The 19,126-nt window shown below is 31.4% G+C and carries 16 protein-coding genes and 4 pseudogenes; 4 read left to right on the forward strand and 16 right to left on the reverse strand.

Annotated elements, in window-relative coordinates; genetic code table 11:
- Positions 1 to 421: 421 nt before the first annotated feature.
- From FGK85_RS06685 to FGK85_RS06700, 4 genes are all read right to left on the reverse strand, one after another.
- Positions 422 to 1,078 (reverse strand): hypothetical protein, encoded by a 657-nt coding sequence (locus FGK85_RS06685; protein ID WP_138204956.1) that lies wholly within the window; start codon positions 1,076 to 1,078, stop codon positions 422 to 424.
- A gap of 154 nt (positions 1,079 to 1,232) precedes the next feature.
- Positions 1,233 to 1,796, reverse strand: a complete 564-nt coding sequence (locus tag FGK85_RS06690) for a TetR/AcrR family transcriptional regulator (RefSeq protein WP_138204958.1) — start codon at positions 1,794 to 1,796, stop codon at positions 1,233 to 1,235.
- 101 nt (positions 1,797 to 1,897) lie between these two features.
- Positions 1,898 to 2,539 carry a LysE family translocator gene (locus FGK85_RS06695; RefSeq protein WP_138204960.1) on the reverse strand — a complete coding sequence of 214 codons (642 nt, stop codon included), beginning with the start codon at positions 2,537 to 2,539 and terminating at the stop codon, positions 1,898 to 1,900.
- A 76-nt stretch (positions 2,540 to 2,615) separates the two neighbouring features.
- A complete protein-coding gene (locus FGK85_RS06700) occupies positions 2,616 to 4,268 on the reverse strand; it encodes a SulP family inorganic anion transporter (RefSeq protein ID WP_138204962.1) in 1,653 nt (550 codons plus the stop codon).
- 275 nt (positions 4,269 to 4,543) lie between these two features.
- On the opposite strand from FGK85_RS06700, the gene FGK85_RS06705 reads away from it, so the two are divergent.
- The 4 genes from FGK85_RS06705 (at position 4,544) to FGK85_RS06720 (ending at position 8,021) form a co-directional block, all read left to right on the forward strand.
- Complete coding sequence (locus FGK85_RS06705; RefSeq protein WP_138204964.1) at positions 4,544 to 4,927, forward strand: rhodanese-like domain-containing protein; 384 nt, start codon at positions 4,544 to 4,546, stop codon at positions 4,925 to 4,927.
- A 408-nt stretch (positions 4,928 to 5,335) separates the two neighbouring features.
- Positions 5,336 to 6,313: an ABC transporter ATP-binding protein gene (locus FGK85_RS06710; protein ID WP_138204966.1), complete on the forward strand. Its 978-nt coding sequence runs from the start codon at positions 5,336 to 5,338 to the stop codon at positions 6,311 to 6,313.
- On the forward strand, positions 6,310 to 7,155 hold the full coding sequence (locus FGK85_RS06715; RefSeq protein WP_243122824.1) for an ABC transporter permease: 846 nt from the start codon (positions 6,310 to 6,312) through the stop codon (positions 7,153 to 7,155). The genes FGK85_RS06710 and FGK85_RS06715 overlap by 4 nt, the downstream gene beginning before the upstream one ends.
- A gap of 83 nt (positions 7,156 to 7,238) precedes the next feature.
- Complete coding sequence (locus tag FGK85_RS06720; protein WP_138204968.1) at positions 7,239 to 8,021, forward strand: ABC transporter permease; 783 nt, start codon at positions 7,239 to 7,241, stop codon at positions 8,019 to 8,021.
- A 129-nt stretch (positions 8,022 to 8,150) separates the two neighbouring features.
- Here the strand turns inward: FGK85_RS06720 and FGK85_RS06725 are convergent, their stop codons facing one another.
- From FGK85_RS06725 to FGK85_RS06780, 12 genes and pseudogenes are all read right to left on the reverse strand, one after another.
- Complete coding sequence (locus tag FGK85_RS06725; protein WP_138204970.1) at positions 8,151 to 8,594, reverse strand: Fur family transcriptional regulator; 444 nt, start codon at positions 8,592 to 8,594, stop codon at positions 8,151 to 8,153.
- A gap of 83 nt (positions 8,595 to 8,677) precedes the next feature.
- Positions 8,678 to 9,505, reverse strand: a complete 828-nt coding sequence (locus tag FGK85_RS06730; RefSeq protein ID WP_138204972.1) for a metal ABC transporter permease — start codon at positions 9,503 to 9,505, stop codon at positions 8,678 to 8,680.
- A 1-nt stretch (position 9,506) separates the two neighbouring features.
- Positions 9,507 to 10,277, reverse strand: coding sequence for a metal ABC transporter ATP-binding protein (locus FGK85_RS06735; protein WP_138204974.1), 771 nt, complete (start codon positions 10,275 to 10,277; stop codon positions 9,507 to 9,509).
- Positions 10,278 to 10,324: 47 nt separating this feature from the next.
- Entirely contained in the window at positions 10,325 to 11,251 is a 927-nt protein-coding gene (locus FGK85_RS06740) for a metal ABC transporter substrate-binding protein (protein ID WP_138204976.1), read from the reverse strand.
- A 464-nt stretch (positions 11,252 to 11,715) separates the two neighbouring features.
- Positions 11,716 to 11,883, reverse strand: a complete 168-nt coding sequence (locus tag FGK85_RS15725; RefSeq protein ID WP_138204978.1) for a hypothetical protein — start codon at positions 11,881 to 11,883, stop codon at positions 11,716 to 11,718.
- A gap of 24 nt (positions 11,884 to 11,907) precedes the next feature.
- Positions 11,908 to 12,438 carry a citrate lyase holo-[acyl-carrier protein] synthase gene (gene citX / locus FGK85_RS06750; protein ID WP_138204980.1) on the reverse strand — a complete coding sequence of 177 codons (531 nt, stop codon included), beginning with the start codon at positions 12,436 to 12,438 and terminating at the stop codon, positions 11,908 to 11,910.
- A gap of 112 nt (positions 12,439 to 12,550) precedes the next feature.
- Positions 12,551 to 13,810: pseudogene (citF, locus tag FGK85_RS06755) on the reverse strand (citrate lyase subunit alpha); the annotation flags it as partial.
- Positions 13,803 to 14,138, reverse strand: a pseudogene (locus tag FGK85_RS06760) (aldolase/citrate lyase family protein); the annotation flags it as partial. The pseudogenes citF and FGK85_RS06760, both read right to left, overlap by 8 nt.
- The gene (gene citD, locus FGK85_RS06765; RefSeq protein WP_138204984.1) at positions 14,138 to 14,437 is read right to left on the reverse strand and encodes a citrate lyase acyl carrier protein; all 300 of its coding nucleotides are present in this window, start codon (positions 14,435 to 14,437) and stop codon (positions 14,138 to 14,140) included. The pseudogene FGK85_RS06760 and the gene citD, both read right to left, overlap by 1 nt.
- Positions 14,438 to 14,500: 63 nt before the next feature.
- Positions 14,501 to 15,151, reverse strand: a pseudogene (locus FGK85_RS06770) (isocitrate/isopropylmalate family dehydrogenase); the annotation flags it as partial.
- Positions 15,139 to 16,353 (reverse strand): annotated as a pseudogene (locus FGK85_RS06775) (aconitate hydratase); the annotation flags it as partial. The pseudogenes FGK85_RS06775 and FGK85_RS06770, both read right to left, overlap by 13 nt.
- 247 nt (positions 16,354 to 16,600) lie before the next feature.
- Entirely contained in the window at positions 16,601 to 18,934 is a 2,334-nt protein-coding gene (locus FGK85_RS06780; RefSeq protein WP_138204990.1) for a YhgE/Pip domain-containing protein, read from the reverse strand.
- Positions 18,935 to 19,126 lie beyond the last annotated feature (192 nt).

The following is a 19,126-nucleotide window of genomic DNA, read 5'->3' on the forward strand; positions in this document are numbered from 1 at the left end:
ATTTTATTCTTTTATCTTTTAAGTTATTGATTTTTTCACCTATATCGTATACCTTATTAATATAAGTAAGTAATTGTTTTAAATAACTTTTACTCATTTTATCAGCATCCTTTTTAAGTTGGTTTCTTGTCAAAACTATTATAAAAAGGATGCTTTTATTATGCAAATTTTTTCTCTAAAATTTCCAGCAAAAATCAGAATTTATGGTTTTTAACCTAACCCTCAATCATTCATTATAAATCAGCGGGCTCACGCCCCAAAAATTTTTAAGCGCTAAACTTCTGGTAATATATTCACAAAATGTTATTAGTCAAAATCTAGTTTTCTTATCTTCGCCAAATTTTTAATATAAATAAAAAAAGACCTCTAAACATTTTACTTGCTTAAAGGTCTTCTATTTTACTATATTTTTTCTTCTTTACTATAATTTTTTCTTTTCTTTATATCCAATATACACTATCCATAAATATGCAAGTGTTTTAGGTATCATAAGTATTCCAACCATTCTATAGGTATTTGCATATAAGACTACTGGTAGATAACATGCAAAGGATATTATTACCGCTATTCCAATCTTCTTAAATATAACATCATTATGTTTATTAGCTTCCTTTAAAATTAAATAGACTACTAAAATTCCTAAAACAGTAAAAGGTATATTTCTATATATTCCAAATATAACAGGTGGATTATAAACTGTCCATTGATTTTGTGGTAATAGGCTTAAAGCTATTCTAGATATTGCTAATATTCCAGCAAAAATTCTAATTCCTCCATCATTCTTTATATTAAATCTTATTTCCCATATTCTAAGAAGTATCACATAAAATATAGTCATTGTTATAGATGTTATTAGTTTTCCAATACCTAGAACTGCTGTATTTGCTTCTAATCCAGTAGTTAATAGGGCATATATTCTTGGCACTAGATGAAATGAATCACCAAATCCCAACACAAGCCCCATAAACCCAAATAATTTCACAATTTTCTTTTCTTTATCCGCAAGAATAGTTTTAATAGACATATACAATACTGATGTTAAATAAAATACATTAAAAATTGATTCAAAATATTTCATAATATCCCCCCTTAAATCTATAATGAACGTTGTTCATTTAAGTTCATTTTAAAATCATATCCTGGTAGATATGATTTTATTTGCAATTATTTTTAATATTTTCTTTAAATGTCTTGGTATTAGTTTCTTCTTTATTTTAATATTAATTTTATATTTATTTTAGTACTTTTTTCAATACTTCTTGGAAGAATTCATATTTAAACTGTGGCATTTGAACCATAGTAATAAAATTCATCACAATAAAACTTGCCATTTCTTTTGAATTTATTTGTTCAAATCCTACATTAGGCTCAGTACTTAATTTCTCCTTAAGCATATCCTCTATAATTAATATTAATTTATCTATATAAATATTCTCTCTTTCTAAACCACTTTCAATATAATCTGGCGTTTCATAAATATCACTTTTTAACCATACATCTTTAAACCTTTTTATAAACTTAGAAAGAGAATTAAATATAGTCCTAAGCTTATAATAAAATTCATCTTGTGATTCTATTATATTCCTAATATCAAAAAAATACTCTTTCCAAAAGTTAGTCATCATCTCTACCACAAGTTCTTTTTTAGTAGGGAAATAGTTATATATGGTTCCAACGGCAATATTGCATTCCTTAGCAACCCTTCTTATACTTAACTGAGAGTATCCTTCATTATACATAATTTTACTAGCAGTATCTAAAATCAGTTCCTTGGGATTCTTTATTGCTCTAGCCAAATTAGCCACCTCTAATCTTTAGTGAACCATGTTCATTTTAAATCTACCATAAACAATTATAATTGTCAATATTTTTAACTTTTTTAGAATTTATATAAATTCTAAAATCTTATTAAACCCTTTAATACACTTATAGAACCACACAAAACAATTATTATACCTATTAGCTTTTCCACTAAAAAAATATTTTTAGGTTTAATATCTTTTTTTGAATATTTTACAAAAGTAGTAGTGATTAACCATAAAATACATGATCCCGTAAAAATTCCAAGGATAAATAACATATTTTTTATTATGCCGTTTCCACTACAATCTACACCCATCTTTGCAAATATTACTACAAATACTAAAAATGTCATTGGGTTAGAAAGTCCCATAATAAAATGAGTAAAAGCTGGATGGATTAACTCCTCATCTGCTAATACCTTATTATTATTTTTTTCCTTTTTAACTTGTCTATTTTTTTTAGTCTTCATTATAATGCTTGTACCAACTATTAAAAATAGCACTCCCGTTACACAGTTAATTAAACATTTATGTCTTTGCAGGAAAATTTCAATATATCCCATTCCTAAAACTGCACTAGTGGAGTAAACCATATCTGATGCAGCTGCACCAACTCCTGATAGAAATCCCATTTTTCTGCCTTTGCTCATTGTTCTTTGTACAGCTAAAAGCCCCAATGGGCCTACTGGTATTGCTACAATTACACCGATTATTAATGCTTTTAACATAAATATCATGAAACTTCAACCTCATTTCATCTTTAGTCCTTTAACTGTTAATTGTTATACACTAACATTTTATTTAAAAATTATATCATACTTTTGGGTTTTCTAAAATAAAATTAGCTCTTTGTATAGCATCTTCGATACTATAACAAAAATTCTCTTTTCCGATTTCATCTATATAACCGTACTGTTGAAGCATATCCATTGGTTGTTGTTGAAGTTTTAATATAATTAATCTAGTATGATGTTTTTTGCAAATATCATGTAGCATCTCAAAAGAATGATAGGCAGTAGAATCCATAAAGGGTACCTTACTCATTTTTATTATTAGTATTTTTGGTGGTGTTCCCATTTCCCTAATAGCATTAACGAACTTGTTAGCTGCCCCAAAGAAAAACGGTCCACTTATTTCATAAATTGAAACATCATTTGGGGTTTTTAAATTATCTATTATTTCACATACCTCTTCATCGTTAATATCATCCAATATGTATTTAACATTTGTAATTTCCGCCATTTTTTTCATAAATAAAAATGAGGAAAGTACAATTCCTACACCTATAGCTACTACTAAATCTAAGAAAATAGTTAAAACAAATGTAACTATAAATACTAGAGCATCACTTTTAGGTGCTTTAGCTATTCTCTTGAACGTTTCCCATTCACCCATATTATAGGATACCACAACTAACACTGCCGCCAATGAAGACATGGGAATTAATTTTACATAAGGCATAAACAAAAGCATAATAACTAGAATAGCCATGGAATGTACTATCCCTGCTATAGGCGTTCTTCCTCCATTTTTAACATTAGCTGCTGTTCTTGCAATAGCTCCTGTCACTGGTATTCCTCCAAAGGCACCTGAAAAAATATTAGCAACGCCTTCTGCTATTAACTCCATATTAGAACGGTGCTTTCCTCCTATCATCCCGTCTGATACCACTGCAGATAACAAAGATTCTACTCCTGCAAGTATTGCAATGGTTAATGCCGGAAGCATCAATTCATTTAACATTTCTAAATTTACGTTAGGTATGTTAATTCTAGGAAGATTAGAAGAAAGTTCACCAAATTGACTTCCTATGGTATCCACAGGTAAATTAAAAATTGTAGTAACTACTGTAGCTACTATAATAGCAATAAATGTACCTGGAATCTTTTTATTTATTTTAGGCCACAAAATAATTATTGCTAAGGTTAATATAGCAATAATTAAACTTTTAAAATTAATTGTATTAATGTTATTGAAATAAGCGATCCATTTATGTATAAATTCAGATGGAACTGATTTCATCTGCAATCCCAATAAATCTTTTACCTGAGTAGATAAAATAACTATGGCTATTCCGCTTGTAAATCCAGTAGTTATGGATGATGGAATATACTTTATAAGACTACCAAACTTAAAAAGTCCCATAATAATAAGAAAACATCCTGCCATTATGGTGGCAACTATAAGCCCTTCCATTCCATGCTTTTGTATAATTCCATATACAATAACTACAAATGCACCTGTGGGGCCCCCTATTTGAACTCTACTTCCTCCAAGTAAAGATACTATAAAACCTCCAATAATTGCAGTATATAATCCTTTTTCTGGAGAAACCCCTGATGCTATTGCTAGAGCTATTGCCAATGGTATAGCAATAATTGCAACAATAATTCCTGCAATTAAATCTTTTATAAATTGCTCTTTAGTATATTCTTTTAGGCATGTACATAATTTTGGAACTAACACAAATTATCACTCCTATATTATTTTATTTGTTTTTTTCAGTATTTATATATACAAATATTACTAATGTGCTCTATACAAATACATTTTTCCACATAAAAGTATACTATATTTTTTACAAAACGCCAAAAGTTCATTAATATTTCATTACTTTAATTACATATTTATTTATAATTTAGTAGATTAATTTTAAAAATTGGTATATGATGTATATATATTATAAATAGATTATTATTTATCTATTATTTTTTGTAATACAAGGGGGTTGAACTGTTACTATGAGCGAGTTAAAAAAAGCTGTTGAATTTTATTTTGAAGATTTAAAAAAAGGCTGTAACAATTTAATAGATTGTGAAACACTTTTTAAAAATCTTAGCACAAAAGACAAACTATTTATTTTAGACATAAGAAAAGAAGCAGACTTTGAAAAAGGCCATATTGAAAGTGCAATTCATTCAGAATGGCCAGAAGTATGGGACTTTATAGATACTGATGCATTGCCAAAAGATAAAAAAATAATAGTTGTTTGCTATACTGGTCAAACAGCAGGACAAGTTGTTTCTATTTTAAAACTTTTAGGATATGATGCTTGTTCACTAAAAGGCGGAATGATGAATGGTTGGAACAAATCTGACATGCCAATTAAATCTGGCTGTGACTGAGGCTAAATAAATCTCTAGGTAGAGATATAGTTATTAAAAATCCCTAAGGGGCTGTGGCACTAAGAATAAATTCTTTAATGCAACAGCCCCTTCTATTTTTTATATTGACATCCATATTTAGTGGTTATATAATATGATTTCATGGTTAAATTTTTTTGTACATTATTTACTTTATTTCATTTATTTATTCATTCATTTTATTTGTTCATATCATTTTATTTCAATTTACTTTATTTATCCGATGACTACCTGACGTAACACCCCCACTTCTAACAAAGTGCGAGTTAACGGCAGCTACGTCCCTGGATAACGATCTCTAACCTTCAGTTGGAATAAAAACTCCATCTGAAGCTAAGAGCTCCGTTTATATCTAAATATATTATACATTTCTTTTAAAGGAGGGATACTATGATAGAAGTTGAATCCTTAAGCAAAAGTTTTAAGGTTGTAAAGAGAGGTGCTGGCATTGGCGCAGCATTGAAATCCTTATTCAAGCCTGAATATTCCACAGTTGAAGCATTAAAGGATGTTTCATTTAAAATTAATGAAGGTGAAATCGTAGGATACATTGGCCCTAATGGTGCTGGTAAATCTACCACTATTAAAATTATCAGCGGTATTTTAGTACCTGACAGCGGCAAATGCAATATTCTTGGATACACCCCCTGGAAAAACAGAGTAAACCATGTCAAAAACATAGGCGTAGTATTTGGTCAACGTTCTCAACTTTGGTGGGACGTGCCTGTAATGGATTCCTTTAATTTATTAAAAGACATTTATAAAGTTCCTCAGAAAGAATTTAATGATAATCTGGAATTATTAACATCTACTTTAGATTTATCCTCATTACTTTCAACTCCTGTACGTCAATTAAGTCTTGGACAAAGAATGAGATGCGAAATAGGTGCTTCCCTACTTCATAGTCCAAAGATATTATTTTTAGATGAACCAACCATAGGCCTCGATGCCGTGTCAAAAGTGGCAGTTAGAAATTTTATAAAAACTATAAATAAAGAAAAAAAAGTAACTGTTATATTAACCACCCATGACATGAATGATATTGAAGCTTTAGCTGAAAGAATTATACTAATTGGCAAAGGGAAACTTTTGATGGACGGCACAATTACTGAATTAAAGAATAAGTTTTCAACTCATAAAATATTGAAGGTTGACTTTGCTGAAAATCACGAAAATATACATATTTACGGTACTCAGATTATTTCTAGGTCTAAAGAAAATATCACTTTATCCGTAGATTTAGAAAAAATAAAGGTGTCAGAGGTCATAGGGCTACTATCAAATAAATTAGACATTATTGATGTTTCTGTGGAAAGTCGTCCAATTGATGAAATAATAGTAGACTTATATAAGGAGTATCAGATATGAGTGCTTACAATTCAAATAAAAAAATTCACAGTTCGAATATAAAAGCCTATTACTCATTATTCAAGATGCGATTACTTAAGGGTTTACAGTATAGGGTGGCAGCTTTAGCTGGCATCTCCACTCAATTTTTTTGGGGATTTATGTACATAATGATTTTTGAAGCTTTCTATAAAAGTACGCCTACAATTCAACCTATATCTTTTAGAGAATTAATACAAGTTATTTGGCTTCAACAAAGCTTTTTAGTATTTATAATGCTGTGGTATAGGGATAATGAGCTTTTAGATCTTATAACCAGTGGAAATATTGCTTATGAACTTTGTCGCCCTATTAACTTATACAAATTTTGGTATTCTAAACTTATAGCCCAAAGAATATCCGGTGCTCTGCTTCGTTGTTTTCCTATAATGATTATAGCAATTTTTTTACCTTACCCTTATAATTTTTCTCTACCACCAAGCTTTGCATCCTTTATATTGTTTTTAATAACTTTAAACTTAGGACTAATTTTAATTGTTGCAATTTCTATGCTAATTTATATTTCAATTTTTTACACCATGTCCTCTACAGGCTCTTTATTAATTTTTGGTGTTTTCGGTGAATTCTTATCTGGACTAGTGATTCCAGTACCTCTAATGCCAAAATCACTACAAAAGATAGTATATTTATTGCCTTTTAGATATACCTCCGACTTACCCTTTAGAATATACGCTGGAAACATCCCCGTAAAAGAGGCCTTAATCAGCATTGGTGTACAAATTATTTGGATAGCTATTATAATAACCCTAGGCCAATTATGGATAAAAAAAGCCTTAAAAAAAATAATAGTCCAAGGTGGGTAAAATATTTAAATCTAAGTATAGTCTCTTAAAATTGATTTTATTTTAGATTTTTATAGAAAATAACCTATTTCAAGGAGGTTAATATGAAATTGTATTTTAAATACATGAGTATACTTTTAAAAAGTCAAATGGAATATAGAACTTCCTTTATTCTACTTTCCATTGGACAGTTTTTTGTACCTTTTGTAGTTTTTATATCTATGTTTTTGCTTTTTCAAAGGTTTCCCAATATAGGTGGATGGTCCCTTTATGAAGTTGCTTTATGCTATTCTGTAATTCATCTAGCCTTTTCATTAAGCGAATGTTTCGCAAGAGGCTTTGACTCCTTTTCATCTCTAATTGTTAGAGGTGATTTTGATAGAGTTTTAGTGAGACCTCGCAGTACAATGCTTCAAGTGCTAGGTTCAAAATTTGAATTTACACGAATAGGCAGATTGGCTCAAAGTATAATTGTACTTATTTTTTCCTTGACAAACCTTACTATATGCTGGAGCCCCTACAAAGTAATAACCCTAATATTAATGGTAATAAGCGGAATATTTATATTTACAGGCATATTTATGCTTGGTGCCACCCTTTGTTTTTGGACTGTGGAAGGCTTAGAGGTAATAAATATTTTCACAGATGGCGGTAGAGAAATGGCACAATATCCTTTAAGTATTTATAAAGACTGGGTAAAAAAATTCTTTACCTTTGTGATTCCCTTTGGCACAGTAAATTATCTTCCCCTAATGTTCATTTTAGATAAGGTTCAAGGAAATAATATTTTATACATGTTAACTCCTTTATTTGGAATAATGTTTATATTTCCTTGCATCCTAATATGGAGTTTTGGTGTTAAACATTATAAGTCAACAGGCTCTTAAATACTATGAAGTACCACATAGATACTGAACGGAAATTCACCTAAAAAATATATAAACCTTATATATAGCAATTTAAAAGGTGCCTTATATTGGCACCTTTTTATATTTTATTTTTTATTTTTTTATATTTTACCTATTTAAAGATTTACATTCTGAGCAGTAACCATATATCTCAAATTTGTGTCCTATTACTTGAAAGTTAACTTTATCTTTTAATTCTTCCTCAATATCATGAAAAGGACATTCATCAATGGGAATCATTTTATGGCATTTAATACAAATCAAATGATGTTTATGTTCATTTTGATTTAATTGGTATCGTGCTTTCCCATCATCCATAAAGCTTGATTTTATAGTTAACCCCTTGGCGCTTAGAGTTTCAAGGGTTCTATACACAGTAGAAATCCATATAGATATATCCTTGTCCTTTAAATTTAGAAAAACCTCTTCTGCTGTCAAAGGCATTTGTGTTTCTGCCAATATTCCCAGTATAGCAATTCTATGCTTTGTATTTTTAATACCTTTTTCTTCTAAAGCTTCCTTAAATCTTTCCTTTTCCTGCAATAAGCTCATCCCTTTCAATAGAACAACTTTGTTTTAAAAGTTTTTAATCATAACTTTTAATTTTATCTAAAAAATCCTTTATTTGTGGTTAATTATTTTATTTTTATAGTTTTTAATAAAAATTTCTTTATTACATTCTTATAGAACAAAATGCAAATAAGCATTATAACACCTATTATTACTATTGTACCACCAGGTTTTAAATCTACAATATATGAAATATATAGTCCTAAAACAGTAGATGTCACAGCAAAAATTACAGAAAAAATTACTGTTTGCTTATAACTTTTAGAGATTTGCATTGCAGCTGCAACTGGCAACACCATAAGCGAAGATATTACAAGTGTCCCCACAGTCCTTGCAGATATAGAAACTGTAATAGCCGTAAGCAGTGTGAATATAAAATTTATACTTTTAATAGGTATTCCCGCAAGCCTTGCAGATTCCTCATCAAAGGTAATATAAAATAATTCTTTATATAGTAATATTACAGCCAAAATAACAACTGCACTTAAGGTAACTACCATGTAAAGCTCAAAATCTGTTATAGCAACGATACTTCCAAAAAGAAAACTGCTAAAACTAGCACCATTTTTAACAAATCCAGATAATATACCAGCTATACCTATTCCCGCTGACATTATAACAGCTATTGCAATTTCCGAATACTTTGGAAAGGATTTACGTATTTTCTCTATACCAAAGGCAGAAATAACTGAAAAAACTATAGCTCCAATTATAGGATTAAATCCAAAGGCTAACCCTGCAGCTACCCCTGCAAGGGAATTATGTGAAAGTGAATCTCCAATCATAGAAAGTCTTTTCAGTACGACTATTACACCGATACATGGTGTTATAATTGCTATGAGTATTCCAACAACAAAGGCCCTCTGCATAAAATCATATTGAAATATGCTCATCTTATCCCTCTTTCCTACAACAGTTTTTATAGTCATGCATATGAAGATTCACATCATATCCATAAATTTCCGTAACAATTTCTCTAGTGATTCCTTCCTTTGTATTATGTTCAAATAAACCATTTTCTCCTAAGCAAATAAGCCTATTTGCATGAACAGTTATAGCTCCTATATCATGGGTAACCATAACTATAGTTAATCCAAGGGTTTTATTAAGCCGTGCAAGCAAGCAATATACTGCTTCCTCTGACTTTGCATCAATCCCAACTGTAGGCTCATCTAAAAATAGTATTTCAGGTTGACTTACAAGGGCCCTAGCTATAAATACCCTTTGCTGCTGCCCTCCTGATAAATTTCCTATAAGTCTTTTTCTGTAATCCTGCATTCCTACTTTCTCTAAAGCATCGTAAACCATATCTTTATGTTTCTTTTTAGGCAATCTAAAAAGTCCAATTTTAGAAAAAAGATTAACCTCAACCACCTCTTCAACAGTTGCAGGAAAATTACCATTAAAAGAGTTTGCCTTTTGAGATATATAACCAATTTTATCCCATTTTTTTAAGTTCTCTATATTCTCTCCCAATAATTTAATCTCACCACTCATGGGTGTAAGTATTTTTAGCATTAATTTTATAAGAGTACTTTTTCCAGAGCCATTTGCACCAATAATGCCTAAAAAGTCTCCCTTATTTACTGAAAAGTTTATATTATCCAATAAAATATTTTCACTATATCCAAAACTCAAGTTATTTACTTCAATGATTTTATTCATAGCACTTTTCTCAGTTACCCCCTACATAATTTTAAAGTTTAATTGTATTATTGCAATGCTTTTTTCAATATTTCTAAATTGTCATTCATTATAGAGAAATATTCTTTACCCGCGTTCATATCCTCATCTTTAATGCCTTCTAATGGGTTTAAAATAGCTATTTTAGTTCCTGTTTCTTTTGATATCGCCTCTGCTACCTTAGGGCTTAATAGTTCTTCTGAAAATATATATTTAACATTATTTTCTTTTACATAGTTCACTATTTCAGCCATTCTTGCTGGTGAAGGTTCTGACTCCGCATTTAGTCCTTCTATACCTACTTGTTTCAATCCATAGGCATCACATAAATATCCAAAGGCTTCATGAGATACCACCATGTTCTTTTGGGTAAATTTTCCCACAGCCTCTTTGTATTTTTTATCTAATTGATCCATTTTCCTAGCATTATCCTCATAATTTTTTTCATAATAAGACTTGTTAGAAGGATCTGCCTTTACAAGTGCGTCTTTAATAGCTTCCATCTGCTTCTTTGCATTCATAGGATTTAGCCATACATGAGGATCATGCTTTAGGTGTTCATCACCATGAGCATTATCTAAAAGCTTTATTTCCTTAGATGTTTCCACTGCAATTAAATCCTTATTTTTCAATGTTTTTAATACTTTATCTATCCACCCTTCCATTCCAGCACCATTATAGACAATCACATCTGCCTCTTCAAGCTCAGCAATATTAGAAGGTTTAGGCTCCCAATCATGTGGCTCAATGCCTGCTGGAACTATATTGGTTATATTCACCTTATCCCCACCAATTTTTTTTGTTAAATCATACATAGCATAGAAACTAGTATAAACTGAAATCTTATTTTCATCTCTTTTACCTTGCTTTTCCTTAGGCTTATTGCTACACCCTGCTAATAAGGCTAAACATGCAATAATTATTAATGAAAATATTTTAAAAGTATTTTTCTTCATTACATTCATCCCTTTCAAAAGACCTTTTGCAAATCATTCGCATTTGCATTATGTTTATATTCTATACCAAAATTATACATAATGCAATGGTTTTTATTCCATTTGCTCATACCTATTATATTGACATATATTTTAAGTTGTATACCCCTATCTAAAAAGATAATTTAAAAAGCTAGTCTGAAAAATAAAGTTTTTAGTTATCAAAATATAAACAGAGCTCTTAGCTTCAGATGGAGTTTTTACTCCAACTGAAGGTTAGAGATCGTTATCCAGGGACGTAGCTGCCGTTATCTCCCACTTTGTTAGAAGTGGGAGTGTTACGGCAGGTAGTCATCGGATAAAAGCCTTATCTGGTATATTTATCAGATAAGGCTTTTATTATATTTAGTAGTCTTCATATCATTTAATTATTTATTGATTATTTATACATATTATTCCAAGCAATATTAGTAACTACCACTATTTCACCTAAACTCTTCACCTCTATTAATATTAATAATATCCCTCAAAATAGAAGCTGCAGCAGAAATTACACCAGATGCCCCTCCTATAATTGTCAAATCCCCCAAAACATCCGTTTTGTATGTGACTCCTTTATTTTTTCCATCAACACTATAAAGTGGATGTGTAATATCTTTCTGAAATTTTAAGAATTCTCATCTAAAATACTCCTTAGCCATAGATTCTATCTTAGCGATTAACTCTCCCACTTGGTGTCGCCTAGCTCTTCCACACTCAAAGGCATTACTTTCACATAATAAACATTTTCTTGGCTCTTTACCTAGCTCCTGTCTAGAAATTTGTTCTCCTTTTCCACTTAAAACATCAAAGTCGTACAATCTTCCCAAGGCATGTGTATCTTCAATATTAGTAGTTATCTTTTTCATTAAGTACGCTGGAATATTGAAAGCTCCAAAATACTCAGGACCGCTATTTTTATATATAGACTTTTCTTCTAAAATCACCAGGGAATTCCTATCTAACTTATCTTTAAAAACCTGTAAGCCTTCATCAAATATCTTTTTTATAAGAAAGTTATACTTTACTGCTCCAGGTATATTTAACTTATAGCATATAACTATATTTTGGTATTTCTCTAACAAACATTGTTGATACTGTACCCTCATATCCCTACATTTTAAAATATCCTGTAAGGATTGCTCCTGTCCTTGAAAATGCACATTCATAATAATCCTCCACTTTTTATTTAGATGCTAGGTACTAGGTGCTAGGTGCGGAGTTGGGAGGGAGATCTATATTAAACTAGCACCTAGACACTATTACCTTATCTTGCCTTTCCTACTTTACTTTTCTTACTACATCAATAATACTTCCATCCCTGTATTCCACAACTGCAACTACTTTATCATCATATTTAACTTTTTCAGGAACTCCTACTATACTTTCAACCTTTTCCTTTAATTGCTCAATGGTAAACATAGGTATATTTATATCCTTAAATTTTTCAATCAAATCTTTTCTTCTTGGATTTATGGCAATACCAAATTCAGTAACGAGTACATCAACACTTTCACCTGGTGTAATAACTGTATTTACTGAATCTACTATGCATGGTATTCTTCCTCTAATTGTAGGAGTTACAATAATAGTTAATTTTGCACAAGCTGCTGTATCTGAATGGCCTCCAGAAGCTCCTCTTAAAACTCCATCTGAGCCAGTAATAACATTTACATTAAAATCTGTGTCTATCTCTAAAGCTGATAAAACAACTATATCCAGTTTATTTGCAATACATCCTCTATTATGTGGATTTGCATAAAAAGAGGAGTCTATCTCATGATGCATTGGATTTTTATCTATGGAATGTACCGCAGTTAAATCAAATCCCTGCACATCAAAAATATTTTTGATCAATCCTTCTTCAAGCATTTCTACCATTGGCCTAGTTATTCCACCTAAAGCAAAGCTTGCTTTAATTCCTCTTTGGAGCATTTCATTTCTTAAAAATCTACTTACAGCTAATGAAGCTCCCCCGGTTCCAGTTTGAAATGAAAAACCCTCCTTAAAATATTCAGATTCTGTTATAACCTTACTGCAATATTCTGCAATTAGCAGTTCCTTTGGGTTTTTAGTGTATCTTGTGGCACCAGAAGCTATTCCTGCTGGATCCCCTATACTATCTACCTTAACTACATAATCTACATTATGCTGCAAAATACTTGCAGGCATATTAGGAAAATCCACTAAGCAATCTGTTATTATAACTACTTTATCTGCATATAGTGCATCTATTTTTGAATATCCCAAGGAACCACAATTAGCCTTTCCCCTTGAACCACTGGCATTGCCATATTCATCGCAGGAGGAAGCACCTAAAAATGCTACATCTATTTTAACATCACCTGCTTCAATGGCACGGGCTCTTCCCCCATGAGACCTTATAATTACAGGCTCCTCCATTAATCCATTAGATATCTCTTCTGCCAATCTGCCCCTTAAACCACTAGTTGAAATTTTTGTAACTACACCATTTTTAATATGCTCTACTAGTGGACTGTGAATATTTGTAAGTGAACTAGGTATTAATGTTAACTTCTTCTATAACAGCTTCTACCCTTTCTATATCTTCTTTTCTCTCTGTCTTTGGAAGTCTAATTACATCTACCCCCGCTCTAACCACTGCTTCTATATCATCTCTTCCAAAGGGGCTATCTAAGCCATTTATTCTTACAACAATTTCTGTATCACCATAATCTAAAGTTTTTATGGCATTGTAAACCACTAGTCTAGCTGCATCTTTCTGATTTATAGCAACTGCATCTTCTAAATCAAACATTAAAGAATCTGCTCCATAGATAGCTGCATCCTTAATCATTCCGGGATTGCTTCCTGGAACAAACATCATAGTCCTTCTTAATCGTTCCATTAGTCAATTACCTCCCAATTATAATTTCCTTCAATACCACAGGCCCTAAAAATTGCACACTGTAACCTAGCCTTTATTGTGCAATCTAATGCTCCTCTATCCGTAGCTATTACTTTAACATTTTCTACCTCTAACTTTTCCAATGTTTCCATCATAACTTTTCTAATTTGTTTCCCAAATTGCTTTTCCACATTGCTTTTTAATTGTATTTCTATTCCTGAATCTTCATTTGGCAAAATCATTATTTGAATATCGCTTGATTCTAAGGTTCCAACTAATGATTCTTTTATAATTTTCATAAAATTCACCTTCCATCAATATACTATATCTCAACTGTTAACTCTGAAAATTCCGAATATTTTCTACAATAAACTTTCCAGTTGCTTTGCCGCAAGATGTAGCCATTCTTCAGAATTTACAATATTCTTATTGCTTGCTTCTGAAAGCAATGCTAAATCCTTAGTGATAATCCCCTTATCTATGGTTTCAATACAAGCTCTTTCTAGTTTATATGAAAAGTCTACAAGTTCCTCTATTCCATCAAGTTCTCCACGTTTTCTAAGAGCTCCAGTCCATGCAAAAATAGTAGCCATAGGGTTTGTCGAAGTCTTCTCTCCCTTTAGGTATTTATAATAATGTTTTTGTACTGTGCCATGAGCAGCCTCATATTCAAAATATCCCTGTGGTGAAACTAATACAGATTTCATCATGGCCAAGCTTCCAAAAGCAGTGGCTACTAAATCAGACATAACGTCTCCATCATAATTTTTACATGCCCAAAGCATTCCGCCCTGGGATTTTACGATACGGGCAACCACATCATCAATTAAAGTATAAAAATAAACTATACCAGCCTCCTTAAACTTTTCTTTATAAGTACTCTCATATAGCCTATCAAATATAGCCTTAAAGTTAGCATCATAAGTCTTGGAAATAGTATCCTTAGTGGAAAACCAAAGGTCTATTTTCTTATCTAGTGCATAATTAAAGCAAGCCTTTGCAAAGCTTTCAATACAGTAGTTTCAGGACTTGTTAAGTAAGCTTTTGCATCCTTTGTTCCACTTCTCCCTTTAAAGTTTCTATTAAAAGTTCTCACAGTTACTCCTTCAGAACATGGTGCACAACCCATTCCAATACAAGGTCCACATGCATTTTCTAATATTCTCGCACCTGCTTTAACTAAATATTTCATATCATTACTTTCAATCAAATGCTCTACCACCTGTCTTGAACCAGGACTAATGCTTAAATGAAGAGTATCAGAGATTGTTTTATCCTTGAGTGCTTTTGCAACAATTAAAAGATCTCTTAAGGATGAATTAGTGCAGGAGCCTATATTAACTTGATCTACTTTTATGCCAGCTACTTCAGATACTTTCTTAACATTTCCCGGACTATGTGGCAGCGCAACCATAGGTTCTACTTCTGCTAAATCTATTTCTATTACTTCATCATATTGAGCATTTTCATCTGCTACAATTTCAGTCCACTGGTTTTCTCTTCCCTGGGATTTTAAAAATTCTCTTGTAATTTCATCACTTGGGAAAATACTAGTAGTACATCCTGTTTCAGTTCCCATATTAGTAATTGTAGCTCTATCCGGCACACTTAAATTTTTAACACCCTCTCCAAAGTACTCAAATACTTTTCCCACTCCACCTTTTACATCTACACGTCTTAAAAGTTCTAGTATTACATCTTTTGCAGAAACCCAGGAAGAAAGTTTTCCTGTTAATTTAACTCCTACAATTTTAGGATACTTTATTCTAAAAGCTTCTCCTGCCATGGCAGCGGCAACATCCATGCCTCCTGCACCTATAGCCAAGGCTCCCATACCTCCTGCAGTAGGCGTATGACTATCAGAGCCAATTAAGGTTTTTCCAGGACCAGCAAATCTCTCTAAAAAAAGCTGGTGGCAAATGCCATTTCCAGGCCTAGAAAAATAAATGCTATATTTTTCTGCAACAGACCTTAAATAATTATGATCATCTGCATTTCTAAAGTCTGTCTGTAACATATTATGATCTACAAAACTTACACTTAATTCTGTCCTGACCCTATTTATTCCAATTGCTTCAAACTGTAAATACGCCATAGTTCCTGTAGCATCTTGAGTTAAGGTATGATCGATTTTTAAAGCTACCTCCTCCCCTACTGCCGCTTTTCCTTCTATAATATGAGCCTTCAATATCCTTTCTGTAATAGTTCCTGACATTTTTAAAATCCCCCTATTTTTTGAATTAATTATTAGTACAGTATTACCTTATGCTTACCCCTTACTAATAATCCTTCATTTAACCCATTTTATTCCTACCATTTTTTACATTATATTACTTTAATATTATTTAGTCAATAATTTATATTTAATATAAAATTTACCACTAAATATATTATCATTAAAAATAATTATAAAAAATAAAAAAACTGCTGATAGCACATTCCATCAACAGTTTTCCACTAAATTATTTATTTTCCATAATTTTTACCCTCGGGGTGAAAATTCTTCCAATTAAGAAACCAAAAACAACAAATACTAAAATGAATTTAATCATAACGACCACATTTTCTTTAAACAAAACATTATTCATACCAGATACTATCATCCTCATCATTTTAACTGAGTATGTCATTGGTAGCACCTTTCCTATGGCTTGATAAAATTTAGGTGCTGTTTCTATTGGGAAAGTACCTGCGCAAGAGGATAATTGTAAAAGCAATGCTACGAATATTATAGGCGTTGCAACTCCCCCCATAGCATAAGATAATCCATACATTATCATAAAGAACACAATAGCTACAAATATATTATTTAAATAAAAATATGAGTTATTTATTGAATGCATGCCTAAACCCTTAGCAAGTGTTGCACTTAAAATTACTGCTTGAATAGCTACCAATACTGATCCTATAATAGCTTTCCCTGTAAAGCTTCTTAAAAATTTATTTTTAACAACTTCTGAAAATTTAGCTAGAGTTATTATAATATTTACAAACATAGCCCCTAGCCACAATGAAAGGGACATAAAGTATGGTGCTAATCCTTCTCCATAATACTTAACATCATTAATTGGCTTTTCATGAAGGTTTACTGGTTCTGATATAAACTCACTGATATTTTCTGGAGTGAATTTTAGTTTTTCATCCATTTTATCATAGCCTTCACTTAAACCGTCATTTAATTCTTTTCCACCATTACTTGCCTCTTTTAATCCACTGTTTAAAGTAGATGTTCCTTCTTTTAATTTATTACTTCCATCTAAAAGCTGATTAACTCCATCTATACCTTGCTTTTGCTTCTCATCTATTCCTTTAGCTAACTGTACATTACCCATGGCTACCTTATTTGTTCCATCTGTAACTTGTACTGAGCCATTAAAAAGCTTATTTACTGCTTCCGTTGCCTTATTTTGTCCATCTAAAAGTTCATTTGATCCATTTGAAAGTTCATTTAAAGCCCAAGATACTTGTCCAACTCCATTAGACAACTTAGTAGCTCCTATTGAAAGTTGATTTACTGCACCGCCAACTTTATTTGTACCTGCTAACATTGAAGTTGACCCTTCTTCTAATTGGCCTAAAACTCCAACTAAAGGTTTTAACGCATCTGCATTTTCTTTTAGTGGTTTAGCTATATTAGTGCTTATATCTTTACTTTTAACCGCCTCTAAAATATATTTTGACTTAGCTAAATTTACTTTAGCTTCATCCACTTTTCCATTTGCCATATCCTGTTGAGCCTGTGCCATTAAATCATAGGCTATATTTATATTTTTACTAACAGCCTCAACACCATCACCTGCACCATTTAATTTTTTAGAAATATCTTCACTGTCCACTGATACTTTGTATTTCACTTGTTTAATTCCATCATTTAATTTTTTAGCTCCAGATTGTAAACTTGGCATTTGCTTATTTAACTCGGATAACCCACCGCTAATTTGAGATGTTCCATTACTTATTTGTGGTATATTAGTATTTAATGCTACTAATCCTCCATTAATCTTATTAACACCCTCCGTTAATTGCGGCATTTTACCATTTAACACACCTAAGCCTTCACTCACTTGTTTTGCTCCACCATTCACAGTTTGCGCTCCACTTATAAGTTCAGCAATTCTTGGATCTGTTTGGGACAATTTCCCTTTAAACACATTTAATCCATCTACAACTTTACTTTGTCCATCTAATAATTTATTTCCTCCATCACTAAGTTCTAAAAGACCATCTTTTAATTTTTTAGAACCTTCACTAGCATCTTTTATAGAATCTTTTACTTCATAAAGATTCTTAGCTAATTCTTTAGTAGTTTCCTTAGCCATATTTGAAGTTATTTCACTTTTTATAGCCTCAGCTGCCTTAGATGACACCTGTGAAAATATGAAGTTAGTTCCTTTATTAGGGGTATAAATTATTTCAGGTTTTTGAAACTTCCCATCCGCAGCATCAGCTACCTTCCTAGAAAAATCCTCTGGTATAACAATCATAGCATAATACTTTGCTCCATTTATACCTTCATTGGCTTCATCATAATTTACAAATTGCCACTTAACCTTTTTATTTTCTTTAAGGTTATCCTCAACTTCCTCACCTATGTTATATTTTTTCCCATCCTTTGTAACGGGCTTATCCAGATTCACAAAGGCAACAGGTACATTTTGCAAATTGCCATAGGGATCCCAAAATGCCTTTAAGTAAATAGCTGAATAAAGCATAGGAACAAACATTATAGCTATGACAGAAATAGCTATCACAGTATATGTGGTTTTTTTACTTATCTCCTTATTACCTATCTTCATTTGTCTTGCTCTCCTTCATTATGTAAAGTTCATTAGTTATGACCAACGGTCAAATATTATTAAATCACTTTTTTTGAAGAATTTCATCCCTAAAACATATACATTTATTGAAAATCCTTTATTCAATTACTATATATATTTATTATGTAATTATCCTCCATGGATTTTAATTAGTCTTTTTATGCCTTTTAA

The sequence above is a fragment of the Haloimpatiens lingqiaonensis genome (assembly GCF_901447495.1).
Lineage (GTDB): Bacteria > Bacillota > Clostridia > Clostridiales > Clostridiaceae > Haloimpatiens > Haloimpatiens lingqiaonensis.